Here is a 19,768-nt window from a genome sequence, read left to right as displayed (position 1 = left end):
GCCACCCGCTACGTTGGCGAAAGCGGATGCATCGCACGTTCTACCTCGGAGGAGTTGAAGAATGGATGCCCTCGACGCCCCTGGCTTCACCCTGCGGCAGCTCTCGTACCTCGTATGCGCTGCCGACGAAGGCACGATCGCCGCTGCCGCCGCGCGATTGCACGTGTCGGCGTCGGCGATCTCGGAGGCGATCAGCGAGCTCGAGCGCGAGCTCGGCTCGCAGCTGACGGTGCGCCGGCGAGCGCGCGGCCTGACGCTCACGAGCGCGGGTGCGGATGTCGTCGCTCGCGCCCGCGACCTGCTCGCGTCGTCCCGCGAGCTCGAGACCTCGCTGCGGGGAGCCCCCGGCGAGCTCGTCGGGCCGGTCACGATCGGCTGCTACCCGACCCTCGCGCCGACGATCCTCCCTCCCCTCCTCGCCGGGTTCGGCCGCGCGCATCCGCGGGTCGAGCTCGACATCGTCGAGGCGACGCACGACCGGCTCGAGGGCCGGCTCGAGTCGGGCCGCATCGACGTCGCCTTCGTCTACGACACGCTCGTGCCGGGCGAGCCGCGCCGGGCCAAGCTCTTCGCCCTGCCCGCGCACGTCGTCGTCGCGGGCGACGACCCGCTCGCCGCGCGCGGCTCGGTGCGCCTCGCCGAGCTCGCCGAGCGCGACCTCATCCTGCTCGACGCGCCGCCCTCGAGCGAGCACACCCTCTCGCTCTTCGCGGCGGCGGGCGTCACGCCGCGCGTGCGCCACCGGGCGCAGAGCTCAGAGGCCGTGCGCGCGCTCGTCGGCCGCGGCCTGGGCTACGGCATCCTCGTGCAGCGGCCCGCGAACCCCGCGAGCTACGAGGGCTACCCTGTCGCCATGCTCGAGATCGCGCCGCGCGTGCCGCCGGTCGGCATCGACGTGATCTGGCCCGCGTCGCCCGAGCCGACCGCTCGCACGCGCGCGCTCATCGAGTTCGCGCGCTCGCTCCCCTGGCCCGGCCGCCCGTGACCGCGCTCGACTGGGGCATCAAGGCGTCGCTGCTCGACTACGTGCGCGGCCGCGGGGCGGGCACGGTCGAGGCCGGCGGCGGGGCGACGGCCGAGGGCGACCGCTTCCGCTTCCCCGCGGCCGGCGACGGCGCGTTCCTCGGCTCCGTGACGCTCACCGCGCACAGCGGCATGCTGCGCCTCGTCATCGCCGATCCCGCGATCGTGCGCTCGCCCGAGGGCTGGCTGCTCGAGATCGCCGACCCGCACGAGCCGGGCGAGCGCCTCGCCTTCGCGACCATCGCGGCGTTCGACGGCGAGCGCGCCTCGGGCACCGCGCTCACGCAGGACGGCGCCGACCTCTTCTTCGGGCCCTACGAGGCGGGCACTCCGCTCGACGACCCGCGCGTCGAGCCCTGATCCGACGCAGACGCGGAACGGCCCCGCCACAGTGGCGGGGCCGTTCCGGTCTTCGAGGGTCAGCGCTCGACGGCTGCCTCGCGGTCGACCTCGGAGAGCGCGACGAACTCGTCGCCCTTCTTCCAGCCGTCCCACTTGCCCGACTTCTCGAACTCGATCGAGAGCGGGATGCCCGTGCGGTCCTTCAGCAGCAGCGTGCCGATGAGCGAGAGCACCACCGTCGCGAGCAGGTAGCCGACGATCGCCCACGTCGAGCCGGTCGCCTGCAGCAGCGCCTGCGCGATGGTGGGCGCGAACGCGCCGCCGATGACCGCGCCGATCGCGTAGGCGATCGAGACACCCGAGAAGCGCACCGAGGCGGGGAACGACTCCGCGTACCACGCCGCCTGCGCGCCGTAGGTGAGGCCGAGGCCCACGCCGAGCAGGATCGTCGCCCACGCGACGCCCGCGACGCCCGTCTCGACGAGCAGGAACAGCGGCACGATGCCCGCGGCGAGCGCCGTCCAGCCGATGAGGTAGAGCGGCTTGCGGCCGATGCGGTCGGACGCCCAGCCGGCGACGAACGTGAACACGAGCCACGAGAGCGAGCCCGCGAAGGTCGCCAGCTGCACGCCGACGGGGTCGAAGCCGAGGCCGGGCACCGGCGCGTCGACGGGTCGGGACGCGAGGCCCTGCACGTAGCCGCCGGTCGTCATGTAGCCCGTGGCGTTGTTCGCCATGAAGACGAGCGCGGCGAAGAGCACGACGAGGCCGTACTTCTTGAAGACCTGCACGATGGGCGCCGACTGCTCCTGCGCCGTCTCCTTGATCTCCTGGAACACCGGCGACTCGTCGACCGAGCGGCGCACGAGGTAGCCCACGAGCACGAGGATGATCGAGATGAAGAACGGGATGCGCCAGCCGACCTCGAGGAACGCGTCGCCCGGGAACATGGCGCGGATGGCCGCGAGGATGCCGGTCGCGAGCAGCATGCCGATCGGCACGCCGGCCTGCACGAACGAGCCGTAGAGGCCGCGGCGGTTGGCCGGCGCGTGCTCGATGGCCATGAGCACGGCGCCGCCCCACTCGCCGCCGGCCGAGAGGCCCTGCAGGATGCGCAGCACCATGAGCATGATCGGCGCGAGGATCCCGACCTGCTCGTAGGTGGGCAGCGCGCCGACGAGCGTGGTCGCGGCGCCCATCAGGAGGAGCGTGAGGACGAGCATCGGGCGACGGCCGATCCGGTCGCCGAAGTGGCCGGCGAGGAAGGCGCCGAGCGGGCGGAACAGGAACGAGATGCCGATCGTCACGAGCGAGATGATCTGGCCGACGCCCGGTCCGGCCGGCTCGAAGAAGAGCTGCGCGAAGACCAGGTTCGCCATGAAGGCGTAGATGAAGAAGTCGTACCACTCGATCGTGGTGCCGACGACGACGGCCGCGAGGACCTTGTTGCGCTCTCGCGCGGAGGTGTGAGGCGTCGTGCTGTGAGACACGCTGACTCCTTTGTCAGGGGAAGGGCGCCGAGGGCTCGGTGCCGGGACTGAGTGGAAGATATACGATTTCGTGCACGACGACAAGCGCCTTGGGCGGACCCTGAGGCTGCCCCGAATCGGCCAGCGCACGACGGCCTTGCAGACCAGATTCGGAATCGTATACGATGCCGACATGCATGCATCGTCGCAGCTCCCGACCGACTCCCTCGCCTCCGCCGAAGCGGCTTGGGGCCTGCTCGGCTCCCGCCCCGGCAAGGTCTTCGCGATGCACATCGGCTACCGCGGCCGCGCCGCGCAGAAGGGCCGCACGCCCGAGGCGCCGGGCTTCTTCCTCAAGCCCGCGACCTCGCTCTCGACCGGCGGCGAGGTCGTCATGCCGGCGGGCACCGAGATCTTCGGCTTCGAGGGCGAGATCGCGATCGTCATCGGCTCGCACGCGCGAGCGGTGGACGAGGCGGATGCGTGGGCGCACGTCGCGTCGGTCACGGCGTCGAACGACCTCGGCGTCTTCGACCTCCGCTGGGTCGACAAGGGCGCCAACATCCGCTCGAAGGGCGGCGACGGCATGACGCCGATCGGCCCGGCGCTGCTCGACGCGACGCGGCTCGACCCGCACGCGATCGAGGTGCGGACGTGGCTCGACGGCGAGCTCGTGCAGGAGGACTCGACCTCGACGCTCCTCTTCTCGCTCCCGCAGATCGTGAGCGACCTCTCGCAGCTCATCACGCTCGAGCCCGGCGACGTGATCCTCACGGGCACGCCCGCCAACGCATCGACCCTCTCCCCCGGCCAGTCGGTCGAGGTCGAGGTGACGGCGACCGCGCTCGACGGCGAGCGCCTCTCGACCGGGAGGCTCGCGTCGACCGTGCGGGTCGGCGAGCAGCGGCTGCCCGCCTACTCCGCCCAGCCGAAGCCGACGCCCGACCAGTGGGCCGACGCATCCGGCCGCCCGATCGCCGAGTTCGAGCCGCAGGCCGCGCCCGTGCTCGACGACGAGCTGCGCGACAAGCTCTCGCGCGTCGCGCTCGCGACGCTCTCCTCCGGACTGCGGAAGCGCGGCCTCAACAACGTCTCGATCGACGGCCTGCGCTCGACGCAGCCCGGCAAGCGGATGGTCGGCACCGCGCGCACGCTGCGCTACGTGCCCAATCGCGAGGACCTCTTCAAGACCCACGGCGGCGGCTACAACGCGCAGAAGCGGCTGTTCGACTCGCTGCAGCCCGGCGAGGTCGTCGTGATCGAGGCGCGCGGCGACAACCGCTCGGGCACGCTCGGCGACATCCTCGCGCTCCGCGCCCGCCACCTCGGCGCCGCGGGCCTCGTCACCGACGGCGGCGTGCGCGACCTCGACGTCGTGACCGAGATCGGCGTGCCGACCTACCACGGCGGCGGCCACCCCGCCGTGCTCGGCCGGCTGCACGTGCCGTGGTCGTTCGACGAGACGATCGCGTGCGGCGGCGCGACGGTGCAGCCCGGCGACATCATCGTCGGCGACAACGACGGCGTGCTCGTCATCCCGCCGGCGCTCGCGCGCGAGCTCGTCGACGAGTGCCTGCAGCAGGAGGCCGAGGAGGAGTGGATCGCCGCGCAGGTCGAGGCGGGCCACCCCGTCGACGGGCTGTTCCCGATGAACGCCGAGTGGCGCGCGAAGTACGAGGCCGAGACCGGCGCGACGGAGGGGTCGTGAGCGGCCGGCGGCAGCGCATGGCCGCCGTCGCCGAGTCGGGCGGCACGATCGCGCCCTCGAAGTCGCAGCGCGCCTACCGGCTGCTGCACGACCGCATCGTCGACGGCACCTACTCCCCCGGCTTCCGGCTCGTGCTCGACGCGATCGGTCGCGAGCTCGACATGAGCGTCGTGCCGGTGCGGGAGGCGATCCGCCGGCTCGAGGCGGAGGGCCTCGTCACGTTCGAGCGCAACATCGGGGCGCGCGTCGCCGAGATCGACGAGCTCGAGTACCACGACACGATGGAGACGCTCTCGTACGTCGAGGGCGCCGCGATCTCGCTCGCCGCCGGCCTCTACTCGGCGTCGGACGTCGCCGCCGCGCGCGCGATCAACGACGAGATGCGGCAGTCGCTCGCCGACTTCGACCCCGTGCGGTTCACCGCCCTCAACGAGGCGTTCCACCGGCAGCTCACCGACGTCTGCCCCAACGGCGTGCTCGGCGACGTCATCGACACCTGCTGGAAGCGCCTCGCGCGGCTGCGCCAATCGACCTTCTCGTTCGTGCCGAGCCGCGCCGTGCCGTCGGTCGACGAGCACGACGCGATCCTCGCGCTCATCGAGGAGGGCGCCGACCCGCGCCGCATCGAGCTCGCCGTGCGCGCGCACCGCCTCGCGACGCCCGATGCCTACCTGCACCGCACGCAGCCCAAGCCCTGAGCCCCGCACAGCCCTCAGCTGCCGACAGCCCTGAACCGCCGACACCGGCGACGACGACCCGAACAGACAAGGAGCCACCATGGCCGACCAGCCCGCAGGCATCCCCGACCTCATCCCCCACTACATCGACGGCGAGCGCGTCGCGTCGGTCGACGGCGACACGTTCGGCGTGCTCAACCCGGTCACGAACGAGGACTACACCGTCGCCGCCTCCGGCAAGCAGGCCGACATCGACCTCGCCGTCGCCGCCGCGAGCCGCGCCTTCCATGAGGGCCCGTGGCCGCGCATGAAGAACCGCGAGCGCGCGCGCATCCTCTCCCGCATCGCCGACATCGTCGAGTCGCGCGACCAGGAGCTCGCGCAGTTCGAGTCGTGGGACTCGGGCCTGCCGATCACGCAGGCCAAAGGCCAGGCGCAGCGCGCCGCAGAGAACTTCCGCTTCTTCGCCGACCTCATCGTCGCCGGCCGCGACGACACCTACAAGGTGCCCGGCACGCAGGTGAACTACGTCAACCGCAAGCCCAAGGGCGTGGCGGGCCTCATCACGCCGTGGAACACCCCCTTCATGCTCGAGTCGTGGAAGCTCGGCCCCGCGCTCGCCTCCGGCTGCACCGTCGTGCTGAAGCCCGCCGAGTTCACGCCGCTCTCGGCGTCGCTGTGGGCGGGCATCTTCGAGGAGGCCGAGCTGCCGCGCGGCGTCTTCAACCTCGTCAACGGCTTCGGCGAGACCGCGGGCGACGCGCTCGTGAAGCACCCCGACGTGCCGCTCATCTCGTTCACGGGCGAGAGCCGCACGGGCCAGCTCATCTTCGGCAACTCGGCGCCGCACCTCAAGGCGCTCTCGATGGAGCTCGGCGGCAAGAGCCCCGCCGTCGTCTTCGCCGACGCCGACCTCGATGCCGCGATCGACTCGACGCTCTTCGGCGTCTTCTCGCTCAACGGCGAGCGCTGCACCGCCGGCAGCCGCATCCTCGTCGAGCGCAGCGTCTACGACGAGTTCGTCGAGCGCTACGCGGCGCGAGCGAAGAGCATCGTCGTGGGCGACCCCGGCGACCCGAAGACCGAGGTCGGCGCGCTCGTGCACCCCGAGCACTTCGACAAGGTCATGTCGTACGTCGAGATCGGCAAGGAGGAGGGCCGCCTCGTCGCCGGCGGCGGCCGCCCCGAGGCGTTCCCCGAGGGCAACTTCGTCGCCCCGACCGTCTTCGTCGACGTCGCCCCCGAGGCACGCATCTTCCAGGAGGAGATCTTCGGGCCGGTGGTGTGCATCACGCCGTTCGACTCCGACGAGGAGGCGCTCGCGCTCGCCAACAACACGAAGTACGGCCTCGCCGCCTACATCTGGACGAACGACCTCAAGCGCGCGCACCTGTTCGCGCAGGACGTCGAGGCGGGCATGGTGTGGCTCAACAGCCACAACGTGCGCGACCTCCGCAGCCCCTTCGGCGGCGTCAAGGCCTCGGGCCTCGGCCACGAGGGCGGCTACCGCTCGCTCGACTTCTACAGCGACCAGCAGGCCGTGCACATCACGCTCGGCGACGTCCACACCACCCGCTTCGGCGCATCCGCCTGACCCCTGCCAAGGAGCAGCACCATGAACGAGATCCCCAAGCCCTCCGTCCCCGCGCCCGACATCATCCGCTGCGCCGCGATGGACCTCGTGGTCACCGACCTGGCCAAGAGCCGCGAGTTCTACGTCGACATCCTCGGCCTGCACGTGACGGAGGAGGACGACGAGGCGATCTACCTGCGGTCGTTCGAGGAGTTCATCCACCACAACCTCGTCCTCCGCAAGGGCCCCGTCGCCGCGGTCGCCGCGTTCGCGTACCGCGTGCGCACGCCCGAGGACGTCGACCGCGCCGAGGCCTACTACCGCGAGCTCGGATGCCGCACGGAGCGTCGCGCGGACGGCTTCCAGAAGGGCTTCGGCGACAGCGTGCGCGTCGAGGACCCGCTGGGCTTCCCCTACGAGTTCTTCTACGCGACCGAGCACGCCGAGCGGCTGCACCAGCGCTACGACCTCTACTCGGCGGGCGAGCTCGTGCGCCTCGACCACTTCAACCAGGTCACGCCCGACGTGCCGCGCGGTCGCAAGTACCTCGAGGACCTCGGCTTCCGCGTCACGGAGGACATCCAGGACGACCAGGGCGTCACCTACGCCGCGTGGATGCACCGCAAGGGCACCGTGCACGACACCGCGCTCACGGGCGGGAACGGCCCGCGCATGCACCACATCGCGTTCTCGACCCACGAGAAGCACAACATCATCCAGATCTGCGACAAGCTCGGCGCGCTGCGGATGTCGGACCACATCGAGCGCGGCCCCGGCCGACACGGCGTCTCGAACGCGTTCTACCTCTACATCACCGACCCCGACGGCCACCGCGTCGAGATCTACACGCAGGACTACTGGACCGGCGACCCCGACAACCCCGTCATCACGTGGGACGTGCACGACAACCAGCGCCGCGACTGGTGGGGCAACCCGGTCGTGCCCTCCTGGTACACCGAGGCCTCGCCGGTGCTCGACCTCGACGGCAACGTCGTCGAGATCGTCGAGCGCACCGACTCGAGCGAGATGGAGGTGACCGTCGGCGCCGACGGCTTCTCGTACACGCGCAAGGGCGACGAGGACGGCACCTACAAGGGCGAGGCCGCGAAGGGCTTCAAGATCGGCAACCAGCTGTGACGACGGACCACCTGCGCCCTGGCCGGGGCCTCGACGACGCGACGGTCACCGCGATCGCCGACGAGCTCGCCGAGGCCACGCGCTCGCGCGGCACGATCGAGCGCATCTCGACGCGCTACCCCGAGGCGACGATCGAGGACTCCTACGCGGTGCAGCGCATCTGGCGCGCTCGCCGCGAGGAGGCCGGGGCGCGGCTCGTGGGCCGCAAGATCGGCCTCACGAGCAAGGCGATGCAGGATGCGACGGGCATCACGGAGCCCGACTACGGCGTGATCTTCGCCGACCAGGCCTACCGCTCGGGCGACACGGTCGAGCACGCGCAGTGGTCGAACGTGCGCGTCGAGGTCGAGCTCGCCTTCGTGCTGCGCTCGCCGCTCGAGGGTGAGGGGCTCACGATCGAGCAGGTGCTCGACGCGACCGAGGTCGTCGTGCCGGCGCTCGAGATCCTCGACTCGCACATCGAGCTCGCGGGCCGCACGATCGTCGACACCATCAGCGACAACGCGGCGCTCGGCGCCGTCGTCGTCGGCGACGTCGAGCTCGGCCCGCGCGACCGCAACCTCGCCTGGATCGGCGCGCAGTGCTTCGTCAACGACGAGGTGATCGAGACGGGCGTCTCGGGCGGCGTGCTCGGCCACCCCGCGCACGGCGTCGCGTGGCTCGCGGGCAAGCTCGCGCAGCACGGCGACCGGCTCGAGGCGGGCGAGCTCATCCTCGCCGGCTCGTTCACCCGCCCCGTGTGGGTGCACCCGGGCGACCGCGTGCGGGTCGAGTTCCAGGACGCGGGGATGGTCGAGGTGGCGTTCCGATGACGGCGCTCAAGCCGACCCTGCGCGACGCGCTCGCGGGAGCCGACCGCGCCCTCGTGGGCCTGTGGAACGCATCCGGCAGCCCGATCGCCGCCGAGCTCATGGCGGGCTCGGGCGCCGACCTGCTGCTCGTCGACGGCGAGCACGGGCCGATCGAGCTGCGCGACATCCTGCAGATCCTGCAGGCGGCCGAGGCCTACCCGGTCACGACGATCGTGCGCATCCCCTGGAACGACCCCGTGCGCATCAAGCAGGTGCTCGACCTCGGCGCGCAGAACATCGTCGTGCCGATGGTCTCGAGCGCCGCCGACGCCGAGGCCGCCGTGCGCGCGGCCCGCTACCCGGGCGCGGCAGGCGAGCGCGCCGGCTCGCGCGGCATCGGCTCGGCACTCGCCCGCTCGGCCCGCTGGGGCCGCGCGGCCGGCTACGTCGGCGACGCCGACCGGCACGTGTCGGTCGTCGTGCAGATCGAGACGGCGGATGCGGTGGCGAACGCCGCCGAGATCGCGGCGGTCGACGGCGTCGACGCCGTCTTCATCGGCCCCGCCGACCTCGCCGGCTCGATGGGCTTCCCCGGCTCGCCCGGAGCGCCGGAGGTCGTCGCCGCGGTCGACGCGGCGATCGACGCCGTGCGCGGCGCGGGCAAGCCGGTCGGCGTCAACGCGTTCGCGGAGGCCGACCAGGATCGCGTGCTCGCGCGCGGCGCCGCGTTCGTCTTCGTCTCGGCCGACGTCACGCTCATGGCGCGCGGCTCGGAGGCGGCCGTCGCCCGCATCCGCGACACGCGCGCCGCCGCAGACAGCTACTAGAGAGCCTTCGAAGGAGAAGCCATGCAGTTCCACCACCACGGCTACGTCAAGGGCGACCCGCGCATCCTGCCCGCCGCGGGCATCGGCCTCGACCGGCCCGCGGAGCTCCCCGACGAGATGGACGTGCTCATCGTCGGCACCGGTCCGGCGGGCGTGCTGCTCGGCGCGCAGCTGTCGATGTACCCGGAGGTGCACACGCGCATCATCGAGCGCCGCGAGGGCCGCCTCGAGCTCGGCCAGGCCGACGGCCTGCAGGCGCGCTCGATCGAGACCTTCCAGGCGTTCGGCTTCGCCGAGCGGCTGCTGCAGGAGGCCTACCGCATCACCGAGATGCAGTTCTGGCGCCCCGACCCCGCCGACCGCTCGCGCATCTACCGCGCGGAGGCGACGCTCGACTCCGCGGGCGTCGAGGGCTCGACGCTCAGCGAGTTCCCGCACGTCATCTGCAACCAGGCGCGCGTGCAGGACTACTTCTGCGAGTACATGGCCAACTCGCCGAGCCGCATGAGCCCCGACTTCGGCTGGGAGCTGCTCGGGCTCGAGGTCGAGGACGGCGAGACCCACCCCGTGAGGGCGACGCTCCGCCGCACGGCCGGCCCCGACGCGGGCACCGAGCGCGTCGTGCGCGCGAAGTACGCCGTCGGCTGCGACGGGGCCCGCTCGGTCGTGCGCAAGTCGATCGGCGGGCAGCTGCTCGGCGACTCGCGCAACCACGCGTGGGGCGTCATGGATGTGCTCGTCGACACCGACTTCCCCGACATCCGCACGAAGTGCGCGATCCAGTCGGAGGCCGGCAGCATCCTGCTCATCCCCCGGGAGGGCAACGCGCTGTGCCGCATCTACGTCGACATGGGCGACATCTTGCCCGAGGACCACGGCAAGGTGCGCGAGACGCCGCTCGAGCGCATCGTCGAGATCGCGCAGTCGATCTTCCGCCCCTACCGGCTCGAGGTGCGCGACGTCGCGTGGTGGAGCATCTACGAGGTTGGCCAGCGCCTGACCGACACCTTCGACGACGTGAAGCCCGAGGAGCGCGGCACGGTCGAGCCCCGGGTGTTCATCGCGGGCGACGCGTGCCACACCCACTCGGCGAAGGCCGGGCAGGGCATGAACGTCTCGATGCAGGACACCTTCAACCTCGGCTGGAAGCTCGGCTCGGTGCTCACGGGGCGCTCGCCCGAGTCGCTGCTCGACACCTACTCGGTCGAGCGCCAGGTCGTCGCGCAGAAGCTCATCGACTTCGACCGCGAGTGGTCGACGCTCATGGGCGCGAAGGTGCTCGACCCCGAGCACCCCGAGCTCGGCGGCGTCGACCCCAAGGAGGTCACGGCGCACTACCTCAAGAGCGAGGTGCAGGCCTCGGGCTTCGGCACCCACTACGAGCCCTCGATGATCACCGAATCGGGCGAGCACCAGCACCTCGCGACCGGCTACCCGATCGGCAAGCGCTTCTGGTCGGCGCCCGTCGTGCGCGTGTGCGATGCGGTGCCGATGGAGCTCGGCCACCACATGCGCGCCGACGGCCGCTGGCGCCTCTACGCCTTCGCGGGCCGCGAGGCGCCCGGGCAGGGGGGCGCGATCGAGGCGTGGGCGCAGTGGGTGCGCACCTCGCCCGAGTCGCCGTACGTGCGGACGCGCCGCGAGGGCGACGACGCCGGCAGCGTCTTCGACGTCAAGGTCGTCTGGCAGCAGGACCACGACGCGATCGAGCCGCACGACGTCGACGACGTCTTCCGGCCGCGCTTCGGCCCGTTCCAGCTGCGCGACGACGAGCTCGTGTACGCGGCCGACCCGAAGGACGACATCTTCGAGCGCCGAGGCGTGAGCCGCGACGGATGCGTCGTGGTCGTCCGGCCCGACATGTTCGTCGCGACCGTGCTGCCGCTCGACCGCCCGGAGCTGCTGGCCGAGTTCTTCGACGGCGTGCTGCTGCCGGCCGACCCGCAGCACGACCCGGCCGTCGAGATCGAGCCGCGCCCCGGCGCGCTGCAGCAAGCCCGCGCGAAGGTCTCGGCCGAGGCCTGAGCTCCTCGGGCTCGGGGCCCGCGCCGCCGTCACGACCGGCTCGGCGCGGGCCCCGCTGCATGCTTGGCGCCCCTTGCGCAGCGATGGCTAATGCCATTAGCCTGATCGCATGACCACTGCCACGACCGCCCGGCTCGCCTTCGAGGGCCACTCGCTCGCCTTCGACGTCGCGGGCGCCGGCCCGCTCGTCGTGTGCCTCCCCGGCATGGGCGACCTCCGCAGCGCCTACCGCCACCTCGTGCCCGAGCTCGTGGCGCACGGCATGCGCGTCGCGACGCTCGACCTGCCCGGGCACGGCGACTCCGACGCGACGGCCGAGCCGCTCGTCGGCCAGCGCGACATCGCTCGCGCGGCCGTCGCGCTCGCCCGGCACCTCGGCGGCCCCGCGATCGTCGTCGGGCACTCCTACACGCCCGACAGCGCGCTGCTCGCGACGCAGCTCGCGCCCGACGCGATCGTCGGCGCCGTCGCGATCGCCCCCTGGGCGAGCACCGCGCCGCCCTCGCCCGCCATGCGCGTCGCGACGCGCGCCGTGACGAGCAGCGCCCTGCTGTGGTCGCTCTTCTACCGCTCGCTGCACCGCACGCCGCCCGTCGACCTCGGCGACCACCGCCGCCACATCGTCGCCTCGATGCGGCGTCCCCACGGCACCGCCGCGCTCCGGGCGATGGGCGAGGGCAGCGGGAAGGACGCGATCGGCGCCCGAGCGACGCAGACCGCCCCCGTCGCGGTCGTGATGGGCGAGCGCGACCCCGACTTCCGCGACCCCGCGGCCGAGGCGAATGCGTACGCCGAGGCCATGCCCGCGGGCGTCGCCGAGGTGCGCACGGTCGCCGGCGCGGGGCACTACCCGCACGCGGAGCGACCGGTCGAGACGGCGGATGCGGTGCTCGCCCTCGCGCGCCGCGTCGGGTGGGCCGTGGGCTCGGCGCGTGCCTAGGGCGGGCCTCTCCCCCGCCGCGCTCGTCGACGTCGCGCTCGAGGAGCTCGACGCGGGCGGCGGTCCGCTGTCGATCGGCGCGATCGCCGCGCGCGCGGGGGTCAAGCCGCCCTCGATCTACAAGCACGTCGCGGGCCTCGCCGAGCTCGAGGCGCTCGTCGGCGCGCGCATCTACGACGACCTCGGCCACGAGCTCGAGGCGGCGACGGCAGGGCTCGAGCGGGCGGATGCCGCGCGGGCGTTCCTGCACGCGTACCGCGCCTTCGCCGTGCGGCACCCGGAGCGCTACCGGGCCCTGCCGGTGCATCCCCTCGGCCATCCGCTGCTCGAGGCGGCGGGCGAGCGCGTGCTCGGGATCGCCGCGCGCGCCGTCGACGACCTCTCGGGCGACGACGCGATCCACGCGCTCCGGGCGCTCCGCGCGGCCGCGCACGGCTTCGCGACGCTCGAGGCCGCGGGCGGCTTCGGTCTCGCGACCGACGTCGACGCATCCTTCGACCGCCTCGTCGACCGCCTCGTGGCGCCCTGACGCCTCTCGCCCGACGTCCTGTCGACTCCCAAGTTCGGGCCGGTTCGCTGGGGTACAGTCGCCCGCACCGGGGGCTCCCGGAGGACGATGGGAGAACCGCATGTCGGACAGCAGCGACCGCCTCGACGCGACACTCGATGCCGCAGACGCGCCGGCGCCGGATCACGACGCGAAGCCCGACTCCCCGCCCAAGCTCGAGGGCGCGAGCTGGAAGTACGCGCTCAAGCGGGCCATCAAGGAGTTCGGCACCGACGGCGGCACCGACCTCGCCGCGATGCTCACCTACTACATGGTGCTCTCGCTCGCGCCGGGACTGCTCGCCGTCTTCTCGATCATCGCGCTCGTGCTCGCCAACAACGCGAGCACCGTCACGAGCCTCGTCGACGACCTCGCTCAGCGCGTGCCGGAGGACTACCGATCGCTCGTCGTCGACCTCGTCGAGACGATGACGAGCTCGGCCACCGGCGGCGTGATCGCGCTCATCATCGGCATCGCGACGGCCGTGTGGTCGGCCTCCGCCTACGTCAAGGCGTTCTCGCGCTCGATGAACATCATCTACGGCATGGAGGAGGGTCGCGGCCTCATCAAGCAGACCGCGACGATGCTCCTCATCACGATCGCGCTGCTCGTGGGCGTCGTGCTGCTGCTCGTCTCGCTCGCCCTCAACGAGTCGCTCGTCGAGGGCGTGCTCGGGCCGATCGCCGAGCCGCTCGGCCTCGGCGGGCTGCTCGCCTTCATGCTGCAGACCTTCCTGCCGATCTGGGCATGGGTGAAGTGGCCCGTGATGCTCGCGATCGTGATCGCGATGATCGCGCTGCTCTACTACCTCGCCCCGAACGTGCAGCAGCCGAAGTTCACGTGGGTGAGCCTCGGCTCGATCTTCGCGATCGTCGGCATCGCGATCGCTGCAGTGGGCCTCTACCTCTACTTCACGCTCCTCACCGGCTACAGCGCCTACGGCACGATCGGCACGGTCATGGCGCTGCTGTTCGCGCTCTGGATCTTCAACATCGTGCTGATCCTCGGCGCCGAGGTCGACGCCGAGACCGAGCGCGCGCGGCAGCTGCAGACCGGCATCGAGGCGGAGGCGACCATCCAGCTGCCGCCCCGCTCGACGAAGAAGGTCGAGAAGAAGGCCGAGGCGCGCGACAAGCTCGAGGCCGAGGGCCGCGAGATCCGCGAGGAGCACAGCGACGACACCGAGGACGACGATCGGGCGGATGCGCGGGGTCGCGACGACGACGGCGGTCGCGGCGATCGCGCCGGCGTCCGCGCCTCGAGCGAGGCGCGTCCCGCCAAGCGCAAGTTCCTCGGGATCTTCCCCCGGAAGGACTGACCGGTCAGCGGCGCGGAGGCCGCGTCGACCACAGCGCCCACGCGATGAGCACGGGCTGGAAGAGCAGTCGCGTGAAGCGCTTGTCGTCGGTGTCGAGCCCGAACGCATCCCGCCGGTGCAGCCACTGGGAGATGTTGCCGGGGAAGACGGCGGCGAAGAACGCCGCCGCGACGCGGCCGACGGCGCGGCGCCGCCCGTGCGGGGCGAGCAGCAGCGCGCCGCCGAGCGCGACCTCGGCGACGCCGGAGCCGAGCACGACCGCGTCCTCGCTCACGGGCGCGAGCTCGGTGACGAGCTCTGGTACCTGGGCGCGGAACTCGTCTCGCGCGAACGTGAGGTGGCTGACGCCGGCGAAGACGAGCGAGGCGCCGAGCAGCACGCGAGCGGCGGTGCGGATGCCGGCCATCAGACGCTCTGGCCGAGGGCGACGAGGCCGGTGACGACCGCGACGAGCGGGAAGAAGCCCTGGACGACGGCCGCCCTCCCCTTCGAGCGATCGCTCACGACGAGGTAGAGCGCCGCGGCGAGCATGATGCCCGTGATCGTCAGCAGCAGCGTGAGTCCCGGGCCGCGGAGGCCAGTGACGATGAGGATGACGCTCGCGACCGCGGCGATGCCGAGCAGCAGGTTGTAGACGCCCTGGTTGGCGGCGAGCTGCTTCGAGAGCGCCGCCTGCTCGGGCGTCGTGCCGAAGACGCGGCGCGTGCCCGGCTCCTCCCAGCGGAGCGTCTCGAGCACGAAGATGTAGCCGTGCACGGCTGCGGCGAGCGCGGCCGCGATGCACGCGATGACGGCGAGGTCCATGCGCCGCAGTCTAGGCAGTCGGGCTCGGATCGTGGCCGAGCGAAGCGCGGGCTTGCCGCGGACGCGCTCGTGTGGCATGACTGGAGCGAGCGCCGCGCTCGAGTGGCGCACACTCGCGGGAAGCAGGGCGCATGGGCGAGCACGGCATCCTCTCCTCGCCGCTCGATGCGATCGGCGGCACGCCGCTCGTGCAGCTGCGCCGCCTCGTGCCGCCGCGGGCGGCGCGCGTGCTCGTGAAGCTCGAGGGCGGCAACCCGACCGGCAGCTACAAGGACCGGATGGCGAGGGCGATCGTCGAGGCGGCCGAGGGGCGCGGCGACCTGCGGCCGGGCAGGCGAGTCGTCGAGTACTCGGGCGGCAGCACCGGTTCGTCGCTCGCCTTCGTGTGCGCGGTCAAGGGCTACGCGCTCTCGATCGTCTCGTCCGACGCCTTCGCGAAGGAGAAGCTCGACACCATGCGCGCGCTCGGCGCCGAGGTCACCCTCGTCGCCAGCGACGGCGGGCGCATCACGCCCGACCTGTTCGTGCGGATGCGCGAGGAGGTCGAGCGCATCGTCGAGGGCGAGGACGCGTGGTGGGTCGACCAGTTCCACAACGCGGATGCGCTCACGGGCTACGCGGCGCTCGGCCGGGAGATCCTCGAGGCGGTGGGCGCGAGCGGCGGTCGCGTCGACGCGTTCTGCGCGGGCGTCGGCACCGCGGGCATGCTCGTCGGCGCCGCCGGCGCGCTGCGGCGGCAGTCCGCGCCCGTGCGGGTCGTCGCGCTCGAACCGACGACCTCGCCGATGCTCACCGAGGGCAGAGCGGGGCCGCACCGCGTCGAGGGCATCGCGACGGGCATCGTCCCGCCGCTGCTCGCGCCCGGTACCTATGACGAGGCGGCGACGGTCGACGAGGCCGAGGCGCGCGCGCTGGCACGTCGGCTCGCGCGCGAGGAGGGCGTCTTCGCCGGCACGTCGAGCGCGGTCAACGTGGCGGGAGCGCTGCGCCTCGCCGAGCGGATCGGCGAGGGCGGCACCGTCGTGACGGTCGCGACCGACTCGGGGCTGAAGTACCTGGCCGGGGACCTCTACCGCGCCTGAGGAACCGTGCCGGGAAAACGGAAGAAGCCCCGCTTCCGCGGGGCTCCGAACGCTGGGGTACCTGGACTCGAACCAAGAACAAAGGTACCAGAAACCTCCGTGTTGCCAATTACACCATACCCCAATGGTCGCGCGCCGAGGCACTGCGAACCAAGAGTCGAGCATAGCAACTCCCGCCGCCGAGCGCGAATCCCGGTCGGCCGCGACCGCGGTCGGCGCGCCGGCGTCAGTCGCCGACGGACTGCCCCGAGACGTCGACCGAGTAGCTCACGACGCAGAGCCCCTCGCCCGAGCAGCTGACCGCGCCGCTGACGGGGACGCCCATGGCGCCGGCCGCGCCGATCTCCCACGAGATGGGCTCGCCCTGCCGCACCGACTCCGCCGTGCGCGTCGTGAAGGCGTCGATGTCGTCCTGGTCGACGTCCCAGCCGAAGGCGACCGCGCCGAGCTCGACGGCGTTCATCGCGCTCGGGAACTCCGCCCAGCCCACGGGCGCTCGCTGCATGTCGATGCGGGTCACGGTGCCGCGCTCGGTGGTCGCCGCGACCGACGACATCATCTCCGAGAAGTAGCCCTGGCCGTTGATGCCGCCGCCCTCGCCGACGTACATCGTCGTGTCGAGGAAGCCGTAGCCCGGCGCGATGACCGCTTGGGCGTCGTCCGCCATCGACAGGTCGGCGGCGGCGATGGGCCGCTCGCTCAGGTTGAGGGTCACGACCTGGTACTGCACGGCGTACGAGGTTCCCGCCTCGCCGAACTGGGTCGTGTTGTTCGCCGAGACCTCCTCGGGCAGCGCCTCGCGGGGCTGGCCGAGGCCGTTCGCGAGCAGGTGCTGCGTGAGGAGGAAGAGGCCGGCGATGAGGGCGACGCCGATCGCGGGCAGCACCCACGACAGGATGCGCTTGCGGCGCGCCTTCCGCTCGGGCGGCGAGAGCTTCGTCGCCGACGAGGGTCGCTCCTCGGTGATCGTCATCGGTGGCCTCCTCAGCGGCGGTGGCCGCGCGCTCACCAGGGTACAACCGGGGCCCGTCATCTCGATACGGCCCTTCGGGCCTACTCGATGAGCGGAGGAGGAGCGAGGAGGCTAGAGCTCGCGCGCGATGAGGTCGCGGTTGATGACCGACGCGGCGATCGTGCCCGCGCCCGCGGCGACCGAGAGCTGCCGGAAGCCCGGCGTGATGTCGCCGGCCGCGTAGATGCCCTCGACGGAGGCCCGCTGGGCCCGGTCGACGACGACGAGCCCGTCGTCGTCGGTGTCGAGGCCGAGCGGCTCGGCGAACTCGAGCTGCGGGTGCCACCACGGGCGCACGAAGCCGCCGGTGCGCTCGCTCCGCCGGCCGTCCTCGAGCACGATCGCGCGCATGCCGTCGCGGTCGCCCTCGATCGCGGCGATGGGCGTGCGCTCGAGCGCGACCCCGTGCGCGGCGAGCCGCTCCGCGCCCGCCTCGCTCACCGCATCCGACCCGTTCGTGAACACCGCGAGGTCGTCGGTGTGGCGGCGGATGACCATGGCGCGGTCGACGAGGTCGGGCGTCTCGCCGATGAGCGCGAGCGCCTGGCCGCGCTTGTCGTACGCGTCGCAGTCCATGCACGAGTGCAGGCTCGTGCCGTACCAGGGGCGCACGTGCTGCGACGCGGGCAGCGTCTCCGACAGCCCCGTCGCGATGAGCACGGCCGACGCCCGGGTCTCGCTCTCGGCGCTCGCGCCGCGCTGCTCGGCCTGCACGGCGAAGCCGCCGTCGACGCGCACGACCTGGCGCACCGTCGTGCGCTCGAACGACACGGTCGGGTAGCGCAGCACCTCCTCGCGGCCCATGCCGCGCAGCTCGAGCGGCGAGATGCCGTCGCGCGTGATGAAGCCGTGCGACTGGAGCGTCGCCGCGTGCCGCGGCCGGTTCGAGTCGAGCAGCGCCACCGAGCGCTGCGCGCGCGCGAGGTTGAGCGTCGCGGCGAGGCCCGCGGGGCCAGCGCCGATGACGACGACGTCGACGTCGGGCTGCATCAGGCGCTCGCGGCCAGCCGCTCGATGCGGCGCAGCGTCGACTCGCGGCCGAGCAGCTCGATCGACTCGAACAGCGGCGGCGAGATGCGCCGGCCGGTGACCGCGACGCGCAGCGGCGTGAAGGCGAAGCGGGGCTTGATGCCGAGGCCGTCGATCAGCACCTCGCGGAGGACCGCCTCGATCGACGCGGTGTCGAACGACTCGAGCTCCGCGAGCGCGCGGCGCGACGCCTCGAGCACCGCGAGCGCGTCGTCGCCGAGGCTCGCGACCGCGTCGGCGTCGTGGCGGATGTCCTCGTCGTCGAGGAAGAGGAAGCCGAGCATGTCCTCGGCCTGGCCGATGAGCTGCATGCGCTCCTGCACGAGCGGCGCGGCCTTCGCGAGCAGGGCGCGCTGCTCGTCGCTCGGTGCGCCGTCGAAGACGCGGCCGAGGTAGGGCTCGAGGCGGGCGGCGAAGTCGTCGGGCGCGAGCATGCGCACGTGGTCGCCGTTGATCGACTCGGCCTTCTTCGGGTCGAAGCGCGAGGGGTTCGGGTTGACGTCGGCGACGTCGAAGGCGGCGATGAGCTCGTCGCGCGAGAAGACGTCGCGGTCGGGCGCGATCGACCAGCCGAGCAGCGCGAGGTAGTTCAGCAGCCCCTCGGGGATGAAGCCCGCCTCGCGCAGCAGGAAGAGGTTCGACTGCGGGTCGCGCTTCGAGAGCTTCTTGTTGCCCTCCCCCATGACGTACGGCAGGTGGCCGAAGCGCGGGATCGCGGTCGCGACGCCGATGTCGGCGAGCGCGCGGTAGAGCGCGATCTGGCGCGGCGTCGACGAGAGGAGGTCCTCGCCGCGGAGGACGTGCGTGACCCCCATGAGCGCGTCGTCGACGGGGTTCACGAACGTGTAGAGCGGCGCGCCGTTCGGTCGCACGACGACGAAGTCGGAGAACGAGCCCGCGGGGAAGGTGATCTCGCCGCGCACGAGGTCGTCGAACGAGAGGTCCTCGTCGGGCACCCGCAAGCGCAGGCTCGGCTGGCGCCCCTCGGCGCGGAGCGCCGCGCGCTCGGCGTCGGAGAGGTCGCGCTCGAAGTTGTCGTAGCCCTGGCGCGGGTCACGGCCGCGCTCGACGTTGCGCGCCTCGATCTCCTCCGCGGTCGCGAACGACTCGTAGAGGTGACCGGCGTCCTGCAGCCGCTGGATGAGCTCGGCGTAGATCTCGCCGCGCTGCGACTGCCGGTAGGGCTCGTGCGGGCCGCCCGTCTCGACGCCCTCGTCCCAGTCGATGCCGAGCCAGCGCATCGCCTCGAGCAGCTGCTCGTACGACTCCTGGCTGTCGCGCGCCGTGTCGGTGTCCTCGATGCGGAAGACCATCTTCCCGCCGTGGTGGCGCGCGTACGCCCAGTTGAACAGCGCCGTGCGGATGAGTCCGACGTGCGGCGTGCCGGTGGGCGAGGGGCAGAAGCGGACGACGACGTCGCCGCCCGTGGCGGTCGAGAAGGGGACGCTCATGATGCCTCCCATC

Annotated in this window: 19 protein-coding genes and 1 tRNA gene; 13 read left to right on the top strand and 7 right to left on the bottom strand. The window is 72.3% G+C overall.

Annotated features, from left to right (window positions below; genetic code table 11):
- Positions 1-61 precede the first annotated feature (61 nt).
- Both JQT67_RS11585 and JQT67_RS11580 read left to right on the top strand, forming a co-directional pair.
- Complete coding sequence (locus JQT67_RS11585) at positions 62-985, top strand: LysR family transcriptional regulator (RefSeq protein WP_208064777.1); 924 nt, start codon at positions 62-64, stop codon at positions 983-985.
- Positions 982-1,383 (top strand): HtaA domain-containing protein, encoded by a 402-nt coding sequence (locus tag JQT67_RS11580; RefSeq protein ID WP_208064774.1) that lies wholly within the window; start codon positions 982-984, stop codon positions 1,381-1,383. Before JQT67_RS11585 ends, JQT67_RS11580 begins: the two co-directional genes overlap by 4 nt.
- Positions 1,384-1,442: 59 nt before the next feature.
- On the opposite strand, the gene JQT67_RS11575 is transcribed toward JQT67_RS11580, so the two are convergent.
- Positions 1,443-2,855 (bottom strand): MFS transporter, encoded by a 1,413-nt coding sequence (locus tag JQT67_RS11575; protein WP_307864320.1) that lies wholly within the window; start codon positions 2,853-2,855, stop codon positions 1,443-1,445.
- Positions 2,856-3,027: 172 nt separating this feature from the next.
- On the opposite strand from JQT67_RS11575, the gene JQT67_RS11570 reads away from it, so the two are divergent.
- The 10 genes from JQT67_RS11570 to JQT67_RS11525 all read left to right on the top strand — a co-directional run bounded on the left by JQT67_RS11570 (position 3,028) and on the right by JQT67_RS11525 (position 14,377).
- Positions 3,028-4,542: a fumarylacetoacetate hydrolase family protein gene (locus JQT67_RS11570; RefSeq protein WP_208064770.1), complete on the top strand. Its 1,515-nt coding sequence runs from the start codon at positions 3,028-3,030 to the stop codon at positions 4,540-4,542.
- 17 nt (positions 4,543-4,559) lie between these two features.
- Entirely contained in the window at positions 4,560-5,240 is a 681-nt protein-coding gene (locus tag JQT67_RS11565) for a GntR family transcriptional regulator (RefSeq protein ID WP_208064886.1), read from the top strand.
- 79 nt (positions 5,241-5,319) lie between these two features.
- Entirely contained in the window at positions 5,320-6,813 is a 1,494-nt protein-coding gene (gene hpaE / locus JQT67_RS11560) for a 5-carboxymethyl-2-hydroxymuconate semialdehyde dehydrogenase (RefSeq protein WP_021010057.1), read from the top strand.
- Positions 6,814-6,834: 21 nt separating this feature from the next.
- Positions 6,835-7,929 (top strand): 3,4-dihydroxyphenylacetate 2,3-dioxygenase, encoded by a 1,095-nt coding sequence (hpaD, locus tag JQT67_RS11555; RefSeq protein ID WP_208064768.1) that lies wholly within the window; start codon positions 6,835-6,837, stop codon positions 7,927-7,929.
- Complete coding sequence (locus JQT67_RS11550; RefSeq protein WP_021010055.1) at positions 7,926-8,741, top strand: 2-keto-4-pentenoate hydratase; 816 nt, start codon at positions 7,926-7,928, stop codon at positions 8,739-8,741. Before hpaD ends, JQT67_RS11550 begins: the two co-directional genes overlap by 4 nt.
- Entirely contained in the window at positions 8,738-9,547 is an 810-nt protein-coding gene (locus JQT67_RS11545) for an HpcH/HpaI aldolase/citrate lyase family protein (RefSeq protein ID WP_208064766.1), read from the top strand. The genes JQT67_RS11550 and JQT67_RS11545 overlap by 4 nt, the downstream gene beginning before the upstream one ends.
- A gap of 21 nt (positions 9,548-9,568) precedes the next feature.
- Positions 9,569-11,572, top strand: a complete 2,004-nt coding sequence (locus tag JQT67_RS11540) for an FAD-dependent monooxygenase (RefSeq protein ID WP_208064764.1) — start codon at positions 9,569-9,571, stop codon at positions 11,570-11,572.
- A 109-nt stretch (positions 11,573-11,681) separates the two neighbouring features.
- Positions 11,682-12,512, top strand: coding sequence for an alpha/beta fold hydrolase (locus JQT67_RS11535; RefSeq protein WP_208064763.1), 831 nt, complete (start codon positions 11,682-11,684; stop codon positions 12,510-12,512).
- On the top strand, positions 12,505-13,041 hold the full coding sequence (locus JQT67_RS11530) for a TetR/AcrR family transcriptional regulator (RefSeq protein WP_208064761.1): 537 nt from the start codon (positions 12,505-12,507) through the stop codon (positions 13,039-13,041). The genes JQT67_RS11535 and JQT67_RS11530 overlap by 8 nt, the downstream gene beginning before the upstream one ends.
- A gap of 100 nt (positions 13,042-13,141) precedes the next feature.
- Positions 13,142-14,377: a YihY/virulence factor BrkB family protein gene (locus tag JQT67_RS11525; RefSeq protein ID WP_021010050.1), complete on the top strand. Its 1,236-nt coding sequence runs from the start codon at positions 13,142-13,144 to the stop codon at positions 14,375-14,377.
- Between the two features lie 4 nt (positions 14,378-14,381).
- Here the strand turns inward: JQT67_RS11525 and JQT67_RS11520 are convergent, their stop codons facing one another.
- Both JQT67_RS11520 and JQT67_RS11515 read right to left on the bottom strand, forming a co-directional pair.
- A complete protein-coding gene (locus JQT67_RS11520) occupies positions 14,382-14,783 on the bottom strand; it encodes a membrane protein (protein ID WP_021010049.1) in 402 nt (133 codons plus the stop codon).
- The gene (locus JQT67_RS11515) at positions 14,783-15,181 is read right to left on the bottom strand and encodes a DUF1304 domain-containing protein (RefSeq protein WP_035254220.1); all 399 of its coding nucleotides are present in this window, start codon (positions 15,179-15,181) and stop codon (positions 14,783-14,785) included. Before JQT67_RS11515 ends, JQT67_RS11520 begins: the two co-directional genes overlap by 1 nt.
- Before the next feature lie 131 nt (positions 15,182-15,312).
- Here JQT67_RS11515 and JQT67_RS11510 point away from each other — a divergent pair, with 131 nt between their 5' ends.
- Positions 15,313-16,263, top strand: coding sequence for a PLP-dependent cysteine synthase family protein (locus tag JQT67_RS11510; protein WP_208064760.1), 951 nt, complete (start codon positions 15,313-15,315; stop codon positions 16,261-16,263).
- Positions 16,264-16,315: 52 nt separating this feature from the next.
- Here the strand turns inward: JQT67_RS11510 and JQT67_RS11505 are convergent.
- The 4 genes from JQT67_RS11505 to gltX all read right to left on the bottom strand — a co-directional run bounded on the left by JQT67_RS11505 (position 16,316) and on the right by gltX (position 19,755).
- Positions 16,316-16,387, bottom strand: a tRNA-Gln gene (locus JQT67_RS11505).
- 102 nt (positions 16,388-16,489) lie between these two features.
- Positions 16,490-17,236: a hypothetical protein gene (locus JQT67_RS11500; RefSeq protein WP_208064759.1), complete on the bottom strand. Its 747-nt coding sequence runs from the start codon at positions 17,234-17,236 to the stop codon at positions 16,490-16,492.
- A 111-nt stretch (positions 17,237-17,347) separates the two neighbouring features.
- Entirely contained in the window at positions 17,348-18,265 is a 918-nt protein-coding gene (locus JQT67_RS11495) for an NAD(P)/FAD-dependent oxidoreductase (protein WP_026373523.1), read from the bottom strand.
- Entirely contained in the window at positions 18,265-19,755 is a 1,491-nt protein-coding gene (gene gltX, locus JQT67_RS11490) for a glutamate--tRNA ligase (RefSeq protein WP_243755937.1), read from the bottom strand. The genes JQT67_RS11495 and gltX overlap by 1 nt, the downstream gene beginning before the upstream one ends.
- Positions 19,756-19,768 lie beyond the last annotated feature (13 nt).

Source organism: Agrococcus sp. TF02-05, from assembly GCF_017565345.1.
Lineage (GTDB): Bacteria > Actinomycetota > Actinomycetes > Actinomycetales > Microbacteriaceae > Agrococcus > Agrococcus pavilionensis.
The sequence above is the reverse complement of the archived record's forward strand: the minus strand, read 5'-3'. Positions and strand labels throughout refer to the sequence as shown.

Coding starts and splice junctions, on each gene's coding strand:
- JQT67_RS11585 (WP_208064777.1), top strand. CDS start 62: ATGGATGCCCTCGACGCCCCTGGCTTCACCCTGCGGCAGCTCTCGTAC.
- JQT67_RS11570 (WP_208064770.1), top strand. CDS start 3,028: ATGCATGCATCGTCGCAGCTCCCGACCGACTCCCTCGCCTCCGCCGAA.
- JQT67_RS11565 (WP_208064886.1), top strand. CDS start 4,560: ATGGCCGCCGTCGCCGAGTCGGGCGGCACGATCGCGCCCTCGAAGTCG.
- hpaE (WP_021010057.1), top strand. CDS start 5,320: ATGGCCGACCAGCCCGCAGGCATCCCCGACCTCATCCCCCACTACATC.
- hpaD (WP_208064768.1), top strand. CDS start 6,835: ATGAACGAGATCCCCAAGCCCTCCGTCCCCGCGCCCGACATCATCCGC.
- JQT67_RS11545 (WP_208064766.1), top strand. CDS start 8,738: ATGACGGCGCTCAAGCCGACCCTGCGCGACGCGCTCGCGGGAGCCGAC.
- JQT67_RS11540 (WP_208064764.1), top strand. CDS start 9,569: ATGCAGTTCCACCACCACGGCTACGTCAAGGGCGACCCGCGCATCCTG.
- JQT67_RS11535 (WP_208064763.1), top strand. CDS start 11,682: ATGACCACTGCCACGACCGCCCGGCTCGCCTTCGAGGGCCACTCGCTC.
- JQT67_RS11525 (WP_021010050.1), top strand. CDS start 13,142: ATGTCGGACAGCAGCGACCGCCTCGACGCGACACTCGATGCCGCAGAC.
- JQT67_RS11520 (WP_021010049.1), bottom strand. CDS start 14,783: ATGGCCGGCATCCGCACCGCCGCTCGCGTGCTGCTCGGCGCCTCGCTC.
- JQT67_RS11515 (WP_035254220.1), bottom strand. CDS start 15,181: ATGGACCTCGCCGTCATCGCGTGCATCGCGGCCGCGCTCGCCGCAGCC.
- JQT67_RS11510 (WP_208064760.1), top strand. CDS start 15,313: ATGGGCGAGCACGGCATCCTCTCCTCGCCGCTCGATGCGATCGGCGGC.
- JQT67_RS11500 (WP_208064759.1), bottom strand. CDS start 17,236: ATGACGATCACCGAGGAGCGACCCTCGTCGGCGACGAAGCTCTCGCCG.
- JQT67_RS11495 (WP_026373523.1), bottom strand. CDS start 18,265: ATGCAGCCCGACGTCGACGTCGTCGTCATCGGCGCTGGCCCCGCGGGC.
- gltX (WP_243755937.1), bottom strand. CDS start 19,755: ATGAGCGTCCCCTTCTCGACCGCCACGGGCGGCGACGTCGTCGTCCGC.